Source organism: Trichlorobacter lovleyi (genome assembly GCF_015239775.1).
Taxonomy (GTDB): Bacteria; Desulfobacterota; Desulfuromonadia; order Geobacterales; family Pseudopelobacteraceae; genus Trichlorobacter; species Trichlorobacter lovleyi_B.
In genome coordinates, this window is record NZ_CP058409.1 from 3537314 (window position 1) to 3551862 (window position 14549).

Annotated in this window: 16 protein-coding genes; 10 read left to right on the forward strand and 6 right to left on the reverse strand. The window is 54.4% G+C overall.

The features are described 5' to 3' along the window. The first annotated feature begins 94 nt into the window (after positions 1 to 94). Complete coding sequence (locus FY034_RS16345) at positions 95 to 316, forward strand: NifU family protein (protein WP_265552450.1); 222 nt, start codon at positions 95 to 97, stop codon at positions 314 to 316. Between the two features lie 77 nt (positions 317 to 393). Here the strand turns inward: FY034_RS16345 and FY034_RS16350 are convergent, their stop codons facing one another. Continuing rightward, positions 394 to 540, reverse strand: a complete 147-nt coding sequence (locus FY034_RS16350) for a hypothetical protein (protein WP_012471508.1) — start codon at positions 538 to 540, stop codon at positions 394 to 396. 36 nt (positions 541 to 576) lie between these two features. Further along, entirely contained in the window at positions 577 to 729 is a 153-nt protein-coding gene (locus tag FY034_RS16355; protein ID WP_167370378.1) for a hypothetical protein, read from the reverse strand. A 362-nt stretch (positions 730 to 1091) separates the two neighbouring features. Here FY034_RS16355 and smc point away from each other — a divergent pair, with 362 nt between their 5' ends. The 9 genes from smc (at position 1092) to tyrS (ending at position 11265) form a co-directional block, all read left to right on the forward strand. Next, positions 1092 to 4625: a chromosome segregation protein SMC gene (gene smc, locus FY034_RS16360; protein ID WP_265552453.1), complete on the forward strand. Its 3534-nt coding sequence runs from the start codon at positions 1092 to 1094 to the stop codon at positions 4623 to 4625. 57 nt (positions 4626 to 4682) lie between these two features. Next, entirely contained in the window at positions 4683 to 5039 is a 357-nt protein-coding gene (locus FY034_RS16365) for a roadblock/LC7 domain-containing protein (RefSeq protein ID WP_265552455.1), read from the forward strand. Continuing rightward, positions 5039 to 6067, forward strand: a complete 1029-nt coding sequence (gene ftsY / locus FY034_RS16370; RefSeq protein WP_265552457.1) for a signal recognition particle-docking protein FtsY — start codon at positions 5039 to 5041, stop codon at positions 6065 to 6067. The genes FY034_RS16365 and ftsY overlap by 1 nt, the downstream gene beginning before the upstream one ends. Beyond that, entirely contained in the window at positions 6045 to 6335 is a 291-nt protein-coding gene (locus FY034_RS16375) for a cell division protein ZapB (protein WP_265552459.1), read from the forward strand. The genes ftsY and FY034_RS16375 overlap by 23 nt, the downstream gene beginning before the upstream one ends. A 3-nt stretch (positions 6336 to 6338) precedes the next feature. Continuing rightward, positions 6339 to 6617: a cell division protein ZapA gene (locus FY034_RS16380; protein ID WP_265552461.1), complete on the forward strand. Its 279-nt coding sequence runs from the start codon at positions 6339 to 6341 to the stop codon at positions 6615 to 6617. A 377-nt stretch (positions 6618 to 6994) separates the two neighbouring features. Continuing rightward, positions 6995 to 7588, forward strand: a complete 594-nt coding sequence (locus FY034_RS16385; RefSeq protein WP_265552463.1) for a 5-formyltetrahydrofolate cyclo-ligase — start codon at positions 6995 to 6997, stop codon at positions 7586 to 7588. A gap of 19 nt (positions 7589 to 7607) precedes the next feature. Next, positions 7608 to 9173 (forward strand): ribonuclease Y, encoded by a 1566-nt coding sequence (gene rny, locus FY034_RS16390; protein ID WP_265552465.1) that lies wholly within the window; start codon positions 7608 to 7610, stop codon positions 9171 to 9173. Continuing rightward, positions 9174 to 9959: a TIGR00282 family metallophosphoesterase gene (locus FY034_RS16395; protein ID WP_265552466.1), complete on the forward strand. Its 786-nt coding sequence runs from the start codon at positions 9174 to 9176 to the stop codon at positions 9957 to 9959. A gap of 106 nt (positions 9960 to 10065) precedes the next feature. Then, positions 10066 to 11265, forward strand: coding sequence for a tyrosine--tRNA ligase (tyrS, locus tag FY034_RS16400; protein ID WP_265552468.1), 1200 nt, complete (start codon positions 10066 to 10068; stop codon positions 11263 to 11265). Positions 11266 to 11447: 182 nt separating this feature from the next. Here the strand turns inward: tyrS and FY034_RS16405 are convergent, their stop codons facing one another. The 4 genes from FY034_RS16405 to FY034_RS16420 all read right to left on the reverse strand — a co-directional run bounded on the left by FY034_RS16405 (position 11448) and on the right by FY034_RS16420 (position 14442). Continuing rightward, complete coding sequence (locus FY034_RS16405; RefSeq protein ID WP_265552470.1) at positions 11448 to 11855, reverse strand: hypothetical protein; 408 nt, start codon at positions 11853 to 11855, stop codon at positions 11448 to 11450. A gap of 69 nt (positions 11856 to 11924) precedes the next feature. After that, positions 11925 to 12188, reverse strand: coding sequence for a hypothetical protein (locus FY034_RS16410; RefSeq protein WP_265552471.1), 264 nt, complete (start codon positions 12186 to 12188; stop codon positions 11925 to 11927). A gap of 271 nt (positions 12189 to 12459) precedes the next feature. Continuing rightward, complete coding sequence (gene asd / locus FY034_RS16415; protein ID WP_265552473.1) at positions 12460 to 13326, reverse strand: archaetidylserine decarboxylase; 867 nt, start codon at positions 13324 to 13326, stop codon at positions 12460 to 12462. A 294-nt stretch (positions 13327 to 13620) separates the two neighbouring features. Next, complete coding sequence (locus FY034_RS16420; protein WP_265552476.1) at positions 13621 to 14442, reverse strand: nucleotidyltransferase domain-containing protein; 822 nt, start codon at positions 14440 to 14442, stop codon at positions 13621 to 13623. Positions 14443 to 14549: the final 107 nt, after the last annotated feature.

A 14549-nucleotide genomic window follows, 5' to 3' on the forward strand; every position in this document is an offset into this window, starting at 1 on the left:
ACAGGTGCACTTTTTTCTTAAAAACGCTATACAAGACTAATGTCGTCCCATTCAACGGATGCAGAGCAGATAATTAATAGAAGGAGATACAACGATGATTGAAAAAGTCCAGGCAGTACTTGATCAGGTCCGCCCCATGCTGCAGCGCGACGGCGGCGATGTAGAGCTTATCGACGTGGTTGATGGCATTGTAAAGGTGAAACTGCAGGGTGCCTGCGGTTCCTGCCCCATGTCCACCATGACCCTCAAGATGGGAATTGAAAAGGCGATCAAGGAGCAGATTCCTGAGATCGTTGAAGTTCAGCAAGTCCGCTAAACTTTGCTGATTCGCTCTCGAAACAGAAAAACCCGGTCAAAGCCGGGTTTTTCTGTTTCTACTGAATTGTAATCGGATTAGCCGATCAACTTACCACCTATATGGCTCAGTGCCGGCCAGGCAACGTTCAGGGCAGCGCCTGCAGCGAAGAGGCCAAACACACCAAGCACCCTTCCAATGTATTTCCTGTCATCTAAATCGGAATAACTGACTTTAACTTTCATGGTACATTCCTCCTATGATCTGGTTAGTTGGGTTGGTTAGTTAAAAAGGCTCATCAGGCCACTGACGGTACCGGCTGCTGACCAAGTGATAAAGCCACCAAGGAATACTGCTGCACCGGCGAAGATTGCCAGGCTGCCTTTTGCGGTGGTTTCTGCCAACAGGACTGAAAAATTGTTTTTTGCTTTCATGACGATTCTCCTTTGTTTGTGTTTTTATGGTGCGTGTCGTATAACTGGGATCTTGTTTTGGCACCCTGTGATGTGCCGTTCATGTTTTCTCTATTACAGCTTGCGTGCCAATCCGTAAAAAAATACACATTATTTTAAAAAAATATAGTAGTTTAAGCATGTTACACAAGATATCAGCCTGCAGAGGCCGATACCAGGCCTGCCGGTTTCAGGGCCATGTTGCAGACAGCACTGCAACACACAGCCAGCCAGTAACCTGAACCTAATCAGCAATAACAGTAGGTTATCGGCTGTTGCATGCAACGATGTTGCGTTGCAGCACCCTGGCAACCTGCAGCAATAGAGGGAAAATCAGCTTCAGCATGAAAATCAAGCGACTCGAAATAGCCGGGTTTAAATCGTTTGCCGACAAGGTGGTTCTGGATTTCCAGCAGGGGGTGACCGGCGTGGTAGGCCCCAACGGCTGCGGCAAATCCAACATTGTGGATGCGATGCGCTGGTGTATGGGGGAGCAGTCTGCCAAGAACCTGCGCGGCAAGGCGATGGAAGACATCATCTTTGCAGGCAGCGATAGCAGGAAACCGTTGGGGATGGCAGAGGTTTCGCTTGTTTTTTCCACCGAAGACGGGCGTGCCCCGGCCAAATATCTGGAATTCAGCGAGATACAGCTGACCCGCCGCCTCTATCGCGATGGCGAGAGTGAATACCTGATCAACAAGACCCCCTGTCGCCTGCTGGATATCTCGGAGCTGTTCATGGATACCGGGGTGGGGACCAAGGCCTATTCAATCATCGAGCAAGGCAAGATCGGCCAGATTCTGCACTCACGTCCTGAAGAGCGGCGGTTGCTGATCGAAGAGGCCGCCGGCGTTACCAAATACAAGACCAGAAAACAGCTCGCCCTGAAAAAGATTGAAGCCACCCGCCAGAACCTGCTGCGGCTGGCAGATGTACTCGGCGAGATCAAGCGGCAGCTCAACAGCCTGCAGCGCCAGGCCAAAAAGGCGGAAAAGTTCCGCGAATACCGTGAAGAACTGCGGGAGATCGACCTGCAGTTCACCCTGCATCAAGCCTCGACACTGCAGCAGGACCAGCACCAGTCCAAACAGCAGTTAGCGGAACTGAAAAACCGGATGCAGGAGATAGTAACGGCAGCCGACACGGCAGACAACCAGGTGGAACTGCAGCGTCTGGCCATGCTGGAGGCCGAAAAGGCATTAAACATCCAGCAGGAAGAGCAGTTCAGGTTTCGCAGCGAAGCCGCTGCCTGCGAGAGCAGTCTGAACTTCTGTCGCAAAGAGCGCGACGCCATTGCAGAACGGCTGACCAGACTGGTGGCCGAGCTTCAGACCATCTCCCTGCGAAGGGATGTACTTGCAACAGAACTGACCAATCTGCTGCAACTGCAACAGACGACCGGCAGCGACCTGCTCACTGCGGAAGCAGAGCTGGCCGGCCTGCTTGAGGGGCATAAGGAACAGGAACAGCGCTATGAAGAGCTTAACCGGCAGCTTGACACGAAACGCAGAGAGCTTTTCAGCGCAACCGGTGAGGCAACCCACTGCCGTACCCGCCATGAACAGGCACAGAAACGGCTGGTCATGCTGGCAGAGCGCCTTGAGCGCCATGCACGGGAAGAGGCCCAACTGATTGAAAAGCAGGCCGAAAACGCAGCCAGCCACACAAAGGTTGAAGCGGAATGCCAGCACTGCGCCCTGGAACATCAAGCGGCAACGACCGAGCTTGCTCGGCTTACCGAGCAGGAGCGGGTGCTGAAGGCACAACTGCCCGAGCTGGAACAGCTGGTACAAAGCCGACGTGATGCGTTGAGCCAGAACCGCTCACGCCTGACATCGCTACAGGAGCTTGAGGCCCAGTTTGCCGGCTACGGTCAGGGGGTACGTCTTTTAATGACGGAATCACCGCTACGGAGCCGTTTTGGCGGATTGCTGGCCGACAACCTGCTGGTGCCCGAGGAGTACGAGGTTGCTGTTGAGGCGGTACTGGCTGAACGCCTGCAAACAATCCTGTGCGGGTCGGAACAGGAACTGATCAGTTCAATTCAGTATCTTCGGCAGCACGCCGCAGGACGAGCCCAGCTGGCCTTTCCCGCCGGCAACACGTCACCCCGCACCAGCAGTGCAATTAGCGGTGCACCCGCCCTCCTCTCGCTGGTGGAGGTCAATGACAATGCCAGGCTGCCGGTACAGCGGATGCTTGCCCAGGTGCACCTGGCACACAGTCTTGAAGAGGCCCTGGCCTATTCCCGCCGCTATCCAGAGCAGACCTTTGTCACCAGAGAGGGCGATGTTGTTGCACCCGACGGCACTGTCAGCGGCGGTTCAGCCGAGACCGCCCAGAATGGTATCATCCATAAAAAACGTGAGATCAGATCACTTGAACTGCTGGTGGAAGGCCTGCTGGCCGAGCTGGAGTCCTGCGAGTCCGAGCGGGACCGGGTACGCGCCGACCTGCAGGTTGCCGCTCAAGAGCTGCTGCAGGCACGCAGCAGCCTGCATCAGCTCGATCTGACCCTGGCAGGGCTGGTCAAGGACCGGCAGCAACTCGAGGCTCAGGCGGCCCAGCTTGCTGAACGGCTCAAGCTGTTAGTGCTTGAACGTTCCACGCTTGACGAAGAACAGTGCCTACTGCAGGAAGAACTGAAAAGCGCCGCGATCGGCCAGGAGGCTGCCGAGCTCCAGGCCAGACAACTTGAGCAGGAATCCCGCGGCATTACTGCCGAGATCGAAGGGCAGCGCCTGATCCTGGCTACGGCACGCGAGACCCTGACCACACAACGGGTCACCGTTGCCACCCTCCGGGAGCAGGGCGAGGCCCATCAGCGCACCAGGGCCTCCCTTACAGCCCAACTGGATGAGCATGAGCGCAGAATCAAAAACGGTGCGGACGAACAGGAGCAATCCGAGAACAACCGCCAAGAGCTGCATAACCGGATAGAATCCGAGGAGATCCGTCTTGCAGACCTGCTTGAACAGCAACGCCGGCAGGATGAACTGCTGCTGCTTGTCAGAAAACAGTACGAGACAGCGGCAACAGAGCTAACCACGGCAGAACATGATGCACGCCTGCGTCGCGACGAGCGTGAGGCGATCCGCCAGCTGCATGCCGACCTGTCGCTGAAGGTCTCATCGCTCACCCTGCAGCGGGAACACCTTGAGCAGTCCCTGCAAGACCGCCACCGGATCGGCCTGTCCGAGGTGCGGGAGCGCCTGGGTGAACAGACGCTGGACCCTGTGGTTGCGCGGGTCCGCCAGACCGACCTTGAACGGCTGATCGACGAGTTGGGTGAAGTTAACCTGATGGCCATCGAAGAGTATGCCGGCATGGAGCAGCGCTATGATTTTCTTGCCTCGCAGAAATCAGACCTTGAAGAGTCGCTGCAGGATCTGCAACAGGCGATCCACCGCATCAACCGCACCACACGCAAACGCTTCCTTGAGGCCTTTACCCTGATCAACGAAAAGTTTCAGGAGGTCTTTCCACGTCTGTTCTGCGGCGGCCGGGCAGAGCTGAAGCTGACCGACGAGCAGGATCTGCTGGAGACCGGTATCGACATCATCGTCCAGCCTCCCGGCAAAAAGCTGGCCAATGTGATGCTGCTGTCAGGGGGCGAAAAGGCGCTGACCGCTGTTGCCTTGATCTTCTCGATCTTTTTGATCAAGCCGACGCCGTTCTGCCTGCTTGACGAGGTTGATGCCCCGCTGGACGATGCAAACATCGGGCGTTTCAACGACATGGTGCGTGAGATGAGCGCCATATCCCAATTCATCATTATCACGCACAACAAAACCACCATGGCAGTTGCCGACACACTGTACGGCGTCACGATGGAAGAGCCGGGGGCATCGCGACTGGTGTCTGTACGATTGCATTAGACAGGCTGTTCTGCTATCTAATGAGGACATTTCCTGCGTATCTGCAAGGAGTTTTCCATGCCGTTTCATGCCATACTGAAAGAGCTGGTGGATGCCGTACCCGGTGCCGTGGGTGCCATTCTGGTAGACTGGGAGGGCGAGGCGGTACAGGAATACTGCCACTGCGACTCCTACGATATACGCTTTGTCGGCGCCCACAAGGGAATTATCCTGTCACGGCTGCGTGAAACCCATGCCGAAAGCCAGGGGGGCGAAATCGAAGATGTGGTGATCACCTCGGAGCGCCAGGTTCTGCTGATCGGCACGGTAGACCCGGATTATTCACTGGTACTCCAGACAGAAAGGGCCTGTCCGGCCGGTCTGGCACGCCACCATTTCAACAATGCGTTGGCACGTTTGAAGAAGGAGCTTTGATGTCTGAAGAGCGGAAAGGGTTTTTGCGGGGGATGTTTGAACGGGCAACCGGAACCGCTCCCCAGGAGTTACAAACCGAACAGCCACCTGCAGACGAATCCCGGAAAAAGCCGGGCCTGTTTGAACGCCTCAAGGCAGGCCTGAAAAAGACCACCGACGGCCTGGTGGGCCGGATCGATGCGCTGGTACTCGGCAAAAAGGAGATCGATGCCGACACCCTGGAGGAGCTGGAAGAGATCCTGATCACATCCGATATCGGGGTCAAGACCACGGTAGAGCTGATCCGCAGCCTGGAGCAGCGCCTCTCACGCAATGAACTGAAAGATGGTGCCGCCTTGCGCGGTGCCTTGAAAGATGAACTGCTGGCACGCCTGCTGGCACACCATACCCCGCTGCGGCTTGAGGGAACGGCACCGTTTACCATCCTGGTGGTAGGGGTCAACGGCGTCGGCAAGACCACCACCATCGGCAAGCTGGCCGCCAAATATGCTGCTGAAGGCCGCAAGGTACTGCTGGCGGCAGGTGATACCTTCCGTGCCGCTGCAGCAGAACAGCTTGAGATCTGGGGCGACCGGGCCGGCGTGTCCGTTATCCGCCATCAGGAGGGTGCCGACCCGTCGGCAGTTGCCTTTGATGCCTGCAAGGCTGCGGTCAGCCGTGGCACAGAGATCCTGATCATCGACACGGCCGGACGGTTACATACCAAGGTCAACCTGATGGAAGAGATGAAGAAGATCCATCGTGTTATCGGACGTGAAATCCCCGGGGCCCCCCACGAAACGCTGCTGGTACTTGATGGCGCCACCGGCCAGAATGCCCTTTCCCAGGCCCGGCTCTTTAAGGAGTCTGCCGGGGTGACCGGCATTGCCCTGACCAAGCTGGATGGCACTGCCAAAGGCGGTATTGTGGTGGCGGTTTCCCATGAATTCGGCCTGCCTGTCCGCTTTATCGGGGTAGGCGAAGGTATTGACGACCTGCGCGAATTTGAACCCAACGAGTTTGTGGATGCCCTCTTCCAAACCTCATAACCAGCACGGCACGGACGCCCCCATGCAAATGGGCCTTGACTTTATTCAGGAAAATCAATACATTATTGCACCTTCAGAAGGAGACACCGTCGTGGAAGCAGAACTTTTTGAAAAACTTGAAGAAAAAATCAGCACCCTGTTGTCCAACTATGCGGCCCTCAAGGAAGAAAAGCGGATGCTGGCTGAAGAAAATGCACGTCTGCAGCAGGAGCGTGAAGGCCTCAAAGGACGCATTGATAGCATACTGAGTAGACTTGAAGGCGTGTAAGGCATGATCAGGGGCCATCTGGTCACGGTACTGGGACGTGAAATTCCGGTCCGTAGTGCAGCACCTGAGGAAAAGGTGCGTGAGGTCGAGGCCTTTGTCAATGAGCGGATTGAAGCGATCCGCTCCCGGCTGACCACAGCCGACCCACAGCTGCTGGTGACCCTGGCATTGCTGAACCTGTCGGAATCATACCTGGAACTGCAGCACCGGCAGGACGGCTCAGGCAGCACACTGGAAGCCAGACTTACCAGCATGCTTGAGCAGTTGGATCACGTTTTGTAATCAAATAATTGACAAATTACATCAACGACGCAGCTTTCTGCGGCATGGATGAATGGGCGTACAGGAACAGACAGTAATAATCAGCAGGATACAACAGTGAAGCCAGGCCTGGGACAGCGGCCTGAACTGGCATGAGCACCCGGTCTCTTCAGGGAGACTTGATATATACTACCAACGCATGAACCATCTGTATTAGTTCAGTTTTCGCATTTGTTGCGTACTGATACCTGCACTGGCTTTATATATCCCCGGCATGAAAGGGGCATCCGGTAACAGCAGAACCGGCACTACCGGATTTTTCTTCCATCCTCCCTGCAGCAGACCAGACCCAGCTCCTGGGTAACATCCTGTTTGTACGCATTTTTATGAGGGCTGGCATGCCCAAGAAATCATTACGCTCCGATCTGTTGGCCCGCCGCCGGGCCATTGATCACGCCCTCTGGCAGGATGCGAGTACAGCGGCACAATTACGCCTGATCAGCCTTGAGGCCTTTCAACGGGCAGCGTGCATCGCACTCTATTCGCCGATCCAGCGGGAAATCGATACCGGGCTGCTTTTTTCCAAGGCACGCTGCGAGGGGAAGCGGGTGCTGTATCCCGTTGTCTGCGGCACAACCCTGCAATTCAGGGAGGTTAACACGCCGGAGCAATGTACTCCCGGTGCCTTTGGCATCCTCGAGCCATGCCGGCTGGGCGAGGACCACGCACTTGAAACGGCGGACCTGATTGTGGTGCCGGGGGTTGCCTTTGACCTGCAGGGGCACCGCATCGGTTTTGGCAAAGGCTACTATGACCGCTGCCTGAGCCAGCTGCCACAACACGGCACACTTGTTGGATTATGCCATGATTTTCAGCTCTTGGAACGGATACCGGCAGAGGGGCATGACATCAGGATGCAGCATATTGTAACGGACAAACGCCTGATCAGCGTATCAGGAACCGAGGCAGGAACCGGCAGTACGCCGGATTAAATATACGGAAGGAGGCGGTATGATAACCAGTATCGTCATGGCGTTGGTGATCGTTGCGGTCGCCGGTGTAGCGTATGTCGCAGGCAACCGTTTTGGACGCAAAAGCACTGAGGGACTTGTAGCTCAGGCGGAAGAGTTGGCAGCACGCCTGCTTGAAGATGCCCGTCGTGAAGCAGACAACATCGCAAAAGAGGCTGAACTGAAGGCAAAGGACGCGGCCCTTGAAGCCAAAGAGGCTGCTGAAGGTGAGTTAAAAGAAAAGAAGCGTGAAATTCAGGTTCAGGAAAAAAGGATACAGCAAAAGGAAGAACATCTGGATAAAAAATCAGCCTTGGTCGATCAGAAAGAGATGGACCTGCTGAAGAAGGAACAGTCCGTCTCCGTTAAAGAACAGACCCTGTCAGCCAAAGAGGAAGAGCTGGCCAAAGCTGCCAGTGAACAGCGGGCGCGGCTTGAGCAGATCTCCGGCATGACCGCAGAGGAGGCAAAAAACTCTCTGATCGAGACCATGGAGAGTGAGGCACGTCACGATGCGGCCAAGCGGATCAAACTGATTGAGGAAGAAGCCAAGGAAACTGCCGACAAGAAGGCAAAGGAGATCATCGCAGCGGCGATTCAACGTTATGCCGGCGAGTATGTCTCTGAAAAATGCGTCTCCGTGGTACCACTGCCGTCTGATGAAATGAAAGGCCGGATTATCGGACGTGAAGGCCGCAACATCCGCGCACTGGAGGCTGCCACCGGTATAGACCTGATCATTGATGACACCCCCGAAGCGGTAATCCTGTCCGGCTTCAACCCGGTCCGCCGTGAGGTTGCCCGCCTGTCGCTGGAAAAACTGCTGGCCGATGGCCGGATTCACCCGGGCCGGATTGAAGAAGTGGTTGCAAAATCTGAAGAAGAGGTTGAAAAGGCGATCAAGGAGGCTGGCGAACAGGCCGCCTTTGACCTGGGTGTGCATGGCATCCATCCTGAGGTGCTCAAGCTGATCGGCCGCCTCAAATACCGCACCTCCTACACTCAGAACGTCTATCAGCACTCCCTTGAAGTCGCCTTCCTGTGCGGTATCATGGCTGCCGAGCTGGGGATCAACGTCAAGCAGGCCAAGCGGGCCGGGCTGCTGCATGACCTGGGCAAGGCGGTTGACCATGAGGTTGAAGGTTCCCATGCCGTCATCGGCGCTGATCTGGCACGGAAATACGGGGAATCACCCAAGATTGTCCACGCCATTGCGGCTCACCATGAAGACGAAAAACCCTCCACGATCCTGGCGGTGCTGGTACAGGCAGCCGATGCCCTCTCCGGCGCACGTCCCGGCGCACGGCGCGAGATGATGGAATCCTATGTCAAGCGGTTGGAAGACCTGGAGCGGATCGCCACCTCCTTTAACGGTGTCAGCGGTTCCTTTGCCATCCAGGCCGGTCGCGAGATCCGGGTCATGGTCTCCAGTGATCAGGTTTCCGACGAACAATCGGTACTGCTGGCACGGGATATTGCCAAAAAGATCGAGAGCGAGATGACCTACCCCGGCATGATCAAGGTCAATGTGATTCGTGAAACGCGAGCCACAGAGTTTGCACGGTAAATGTCAGTCCGCATCTTATTCATAGGCGACATCGTCGGCAGCCCGGGCCGGACCGCCATCAACCGGGAACTGCACCGGCTGGTGGATCGTCATGCGGTTGACCTGGTGATTGCCAACGGCGAAAACGCTGCCGGTGGTTTCGGCATCACCCCGGACACGGCTGACGAACTGTATCGTCAGGGGGTCCATCTGCTGACCAGCGGCAACCATATCTGGGACAAGAAAGACAACAGCGGGTTTCTGGATCGGGAAGAGCGGATCATCCGTCCGCTCAACTACCCGCCCGGCACCCCGGGCCGCGGCTCCACCCTGCTTGAAACCCCGGGCGGTATCAAGGTCGGCGTGCTGAATCTGGAAGGCCGGGTCTACATGAAGAACCTGGACTGTCCTTTCCGTTGCGCCGATGCGGAGCTGGAACTCCTGAGGAAGCAAACGTCCATCATTCTGCTGGATTTCCATGCCGAGACCACCTCTGAGAAGGCCTCCCTGGGCTGGTACCTGGATGGCCGGGTCTCTGCGGTGGTGGGCACCCACACTCATGTCCAGACCGCTGATGAGCGGATCCTGCCGAACGGCACCGCTTACATCACCGATGTGGGGATGACCGGTTCCTTTGATTCGGTGATCGGCGTGGACAAAGGACAGGCGATCCAGCGTTTCCTGACCCAGCAGTCAGTCAAGTTCGACATCCCCAAGAAGGATCTGCGGATTAATGCCGTGGTGATCGGGATAGACACAAAAACAGGCAAAGCCGTCAGCATTGAGCGGATCAATGCTGCCTGTTGAAGATAGAAACTGATTAACCCCCCTCAGTCCCCCTTTGTCAGGGGGATGTTTTTGGCTCTCCCCTGACAAGGGGAGCGGGGAGGGGTTGTACCTGAAGGAGTAGGATATGACCGTTGCCGAACAGATTGCCGTGATCAAGCGCGGCTGTGTTGAACTGCTGATCCAGAAGGAACTGGAAGACAAACTGGCCACCGGCCGACCGCTGATCATCAAGGCCGGTTTTGACCCCACCGCACCCGACCTGCACCTGGGGCATACGGTACTGATCCAGAAGCTGCGTCAGTTTCAGCAGTTAGGCCATGATGTCCACTTCCTGATCGGCGACTTCACCGGTATGATCGGCGACCCCACCGGCAAGTCCGAGACCCGCAAGGTCCTCACCCGCGAAGATGTCCTGCGCAATGCCGAGACCTACAAAGAGCAGGTCTTCAAGATCCTTGACCCGGAAAAGACCAAGGTGGTCTTCAACTCCTCCTGGCTGAACGAACTGGGCTGCGGCGGCATGATCGGCCTGGCCTCAAAATACACCGTGGCCCGCATGCTGGAACGGGATGACTTCCACAAGCGCTACAGCACCCAACAGCCGATTGCGATCCACGAATTCCTGTACCCGTTGATCCAGGGCTATGACTCGGTGGCCATGAAGGCCGATGTGGAGCTGGGCGGCACCGATCAGAAGTTCAACCTGCTGATGGGGCGCGAGCTGCAGCGTGAGTGGGGTCAGACACCCCAGTGCGTGCTGACCATGCCGCTGCTGGAAGGTCTGGATGGCGTCAACAAGATGTCGAAATCATTGGGCAACTACATCGGCATCAGCGAGGCGCCGGACGAGATCTTCGGCAAGGTCATGTCCATCTCTGATGAATTGATGCTGCGTTACTATGAACTGCTGTCTGACAAGAGCATTGCCGAGATCGAGCAGTTAAAGGTAGCTCTGGCTGATGGCTCAGTACATCCGATGGCTGCCAAAAAGGCCTTGGGCCGCGAGATTGTGACCCGTTTCCACGGGGCCGGTACCGGCGATGCTGCTGAAGAAAACTTTGTGAAACGGTTCAAGGAAAATGAGATCCCGGATGAGATGCCCCAGGTCAGTTATGGCGCGGCTGATTGCCCCCTGCTGCTGGCCAAGGCCTTGACCGAGGCCGGGTTAACCAAATCCAATGGCGAAGCCCGCCGCTCCATTGATCAGGGCGGGGTCAAGCTGAATGGTGAGAAAGTCAGCAATACCAACCTGGAGCTGACCGCCAGCGGCGAGTACATTGTCCAGATCGGCAAGCGTCGCTTTCTCAGGATCGTAATCGCTTAAAGGCTAATGAATATCTGCTATGAACCCCGTGTAATTGCAATTATGCGGGGTTTTTTTGTTCAACGGGGATGAGGCTGACCGGCCCGTTTTTTGGGCCGGTCTTGCCGATGGTTGAACCATCGTGTTCCGTTTTACAGACGCGTAGCGTCTCCAATCTTAAGGAGTAGTTACAAAACACATACTCAAAAGTAGTCTCCAAATTCAGCCATGGCTGCTTCAAGTGTAATTCGTTCGAAAGTTTTGAGATTATCTACCAGTTGGTATTTTATTAGTCCCTTTTTGAATGTCATGTAATACGAGCTGGTGAAAAATATTGTCCCTTCATATTCAACGGCAGAAAAGCTTACAAATATATATTCCTCGTTCATTTTGTTGGCGATTTGCGACGCTGTTGCCATATTTATATTTTTCATTCTATTGAAAAAATGAAATTTGATCAGTTTGCGGTCTGAATCCACGGTAACATTGACAGGTACTTTTTCTCCCTTCACTCTGAACGAATCTGCATCAAAATCGGTAACATCCATAAAAGCAGCCCCAAAAATTTCAACAAGCGCTGACGCGTTAACCTGACTTTCAACTAATTGCATAAATTTCTCCTTTGATTTTATTTCCCACATGTGGGGCGAATTGGTTTGATTTGCCTTTAAATCGGCTGGTTATAAGTTTTCTGTAAAACTGATGACGGCAGGTTTTAGAACAAGATTGATCGAGCTGACTTTGTAATTTTTTGACTGAATAAGTATCTTCGATGAATCAGAAATAGCGAAATATGGCAAATCCATGGGATTATTCGGATCAGGCGCCACGTATTTGCACTCAACAATGAACTCGTCGGTTTCTGGGTCTGTTATTGAAACGGTTGCCAGATAGACATTCTGTTGGGTTCCCTCCAATTTCACATCAGTAACTTTTGCCCTCATTTGGTCCTCCTTTGAATGTTTTGTTCAACGGCCCGGCAGTTGACCCGCCAGCCCAGTCTTTTCGGGCAGGCGGTGTCCAACTGTCTGGTTGGGGACTCCTGTTATTTCAGTAAATTCTCACAACTGTCAAATGTGTACGGTTTGACACCTATATCTTCTTTCAAGGTCACTGTTTCAGGGCGACAAGTATTTTCATGTGATGCCGGAAACCAGCCGAAAAAAATATTTCGCCAGCCTCTGAACTATGTGGAGATCCTTTCCCGGCAGAAGCTTATTGCACTGCTTGCCCCATGAACTCGCCCATACGGACTTGACGAGCGTACGACCACGCTGGGTTAAAAGTTAGGGTGCTTTTGGGGAATAATATAACGACCGTCGATCCGAGGAGGAAGCGTCCCATTTCTTCACCTTTTTTGAGACAGATCGCTGTATCGGCTTCGTAGTTCCATTCACGAACACGTCCGGGGCGCGGTGGGTTGATAATGCCGTGCCAAAAGGTTGCCATGCTACCGACGATGGTCGCGCCGACGAGGGTCAGTGCAAAACGGCCGAATTCAGAGTCGAAAATGCATACCACGCGCTCGTTTCGTGCAAACAAGCCGGGCACCTTGCTGACTGTTGTCGGGTTGACCGAGAAATGGGTGCCAGGGATATAGACCATGCGTATTAGGCGTCCGTCGCAAGGCATATGGACGCGGTGGTAGTCGCCCGGGCTGAGATAGAGTGTAGCGTAGCTGCCATTTTCGAACTCAGCTGCCAAGTCCCTGTCACCACCGACCAACGCGGCAATCGAATATTTGTGGCCTTTAGTCTGTAAAATTTGGTCGCATTCGATTTGGCCGAAATTGCTGATCGCGCCATCCACAGGACAAACGAAATCAGTATTGGCCAACGGACGTGCACCGGACTTTAACGGCCGGGTAAAAAACTCTTGAAAGGTTTTATAGCTAGCGATATCGGTGGTCGCCGCCTCAGTCATATTGACGCTGTAACGGTCCACGTACCAGCGGATCACGCGTGTCGTTAGGCTACCGGCTTTAATAGAAGCCAAGCTGCCAGCCAGTACAGTGAGCGCCAGTTTGGGGATCAAATAATTAGGTAAGCTGACAAATCTATTCAACAATACATTCAGGTTCAAAATATTCATCCTTTCGTTTACACTTAATGCCTTTGTTAAGGCAATGAGCTGGCATTGCAGGGTAATTGTTAAAATTTAACGGTTCCTTAAGAACAAACAACCCTCTGATGCCACGGAAGCGTTTCCATCCATATTTCGTATCAATTCATACTGGCATCTCTAGGTTCAGCCAGCTCAGCATTCTTCACAGTTTCAATCAGTCTCAGCATAACGGGCCGGGAGATCACCGGCCGGTCCTTTTTGGGCCGGTGCATCTTCCTGGTTGAGCATTTTGCGTCTGTTGCCAAAGAGGACTCACCCACCAGGATCTGCTGCTACGTTAGCAAGCAGAATGTCCACCTGTGCCATGACAGATTGTGGGAGTTCGATGTTATGTGGTTTGGCAACAGCATCCACGAGTTCTCTACTCCACGCCCACGACTCACGATAGGCCCTGTACAAAGGAACACATTCAGCGCTGGCCGTACAAGTCAGGTAGCGATGATATGCACTACCGGAAAGATCGGTCTCCAGTCCCCGCGAAGGGGTGGGCCAATGGTCGGTTTTCCCCTCGTAAAGTCGAGCTAGCTTTAGGAGGCTTTCGTGAGCCTTACCCAACAAGGCCCATGCACGAGCATATTCGCCTCTATTAAGAAGATTTGCACCAAACAGCGTCAGGTTTATAAGGTTAAGGCCCAGCCCCTCCACCAGTTCAGCCCCTTCACGTTTGGGGGGTCCTCCCACCAGAACCCGCGCATATTTGGACAGTTCGCCCGCTCGATCCAGCACAACACCAGCGTCAAGCGTAGGAAACCACCCGTAACCCTGCCAGCCGGCAACAACTGACTGCTCTGAGGCTCGCATAAAGTGGAACTCGCCACGTACTCCGTTTGAGAAAAGTGCTGTGTGGTGGCCGAAATCGTCCTGGAAGTAAGCCGCTACTGGACTGACCGTATTAAGCCACGTGCGCTGTTCAAACTCATCGAATGACTCGTCGCTGATAAATACTGCGAATTCAATATCAGAAAATCGATCCCCTTCACCAGTCGCAAATGATCCGAACATCAGCGCGGAAACAACACGATTGTCCTGATGACACCTCTCGCGGAAACTCTCGATCATCGTCTGCTGTACCATTTTTACCTCTCTGTTCAACTCGTTAATCACCAGCTTAGACTGGCATATAGTATTATATGCCGGCATCTAATGTTATATACTGGCATCCAATATTAGATGCTTTGGTG

Excerpts from the sequence above, each read along its gene's own strand:
- FY034_RS16345 (WP_265552450.1), top strand. The coding sequence starts at position 95 with ATGATTGAAAAAGTCCAGGCAGTACTTGATCAGGTCCGCCCCATGCTG.
- FY034_RS16350 (WP_012471508.1), bottom strand. The coding sequence starts at position 540 with ATGAAAGTTAAAGTCAGTTATTCCGATTTAGATGACAGGAAATACATT.
- FY034_RS16355 (WP_167370378.1), bottom strand. The coding sequence starts at position 729 with ATGAAAGCAAAAAACAATTTTTCAGTCCTGTTGGCAGAAACCACCGCA.
- smc (WP_265552453.1), top strand. The coding sequence starts at position 1,092 with ATGAAAATCAAGCGACTCGAAATAGCCGGGTTTAAATCGTTTGCCGAC.
- FY034_RS16365 (WP_265552455.1), top strand. The coding sequence starts at position 4,683 with ATGCCGTTTCATGCCATACTGAAAGAGCTGGTGGATGCCGTACCCGGT.
- ftsY (WP_265552457.1), top strand. The coding sequence starts at position 5,039 with ATGTCTGAAGAGCGGAAAGGGTTTTTGCGGGGGATGTTTGAACGGGCA.
- FY034_RS16375 (WP_265552459.1), top strand. The coding sequence starts at position 6,045 with ATGCCCTCTTCCAAACCTCATAACCAGCACGGCACGGACGCCCCCATG.
- FY034_RS16380 (WP_265552461.1), top strand. The coding sequence starts at position 6,339 with ATGATCAGGGGCCATCTGGTCACGGTACTGGGACGTGAAATTCCGGTC.
- FY034_RS16385 (WP_265552463.1), top strand. The coding sequence starts at position 6,995 with ATGCCCAAGAAATCATTACGCTCCGATCTGTTGGCCCGCCGCCGGGCC.
- rny (WP_265552465.1), top strand. The coding sequence starts at position 7,608 with ATGATAACCAGTATCGTCATGGCGTTGGTGATCGTTGCGGTCGCCGGT.
- FY034_RS16395 (WP_265552466.1), top strand. The coding sequence starts at position 9,174 with ATGTCAGTCCGCATCTTATTCATAGGCGACATCGTCGGCAGCCCGGGC.
- tyrS (WP_265552468.1), top strand. The coding sequence starts at position 10,066 with ATGACCGTTGCCGAACAGATTGCCGTGATCAAGCGCGGCTGTGTTGAA.
- FY034_RS16405 (WP_265552470.1), bottom strand. The coding sequence starts at position 11,855 with ATGCAATTAGTTGAAAGTCAGGTTAACGCGTCAGCGCTTGTTGAAATT.
- FY034_RS16410 (WP_265552471.1), bottom strand. The coding sequence starts at position 12,188 with ATGAGGGCAAAAGTTACTGATGTGAAATTGGAGGGAACCCAACAGAAT.
- FY034_RS16420 (WP_265552476.1), bottom strand. The coding sequence starts at position 14,442 with ATGGTACAGCAGACGATGATCGAGAGTTTCCGCGAGAGGTGTCATCAG.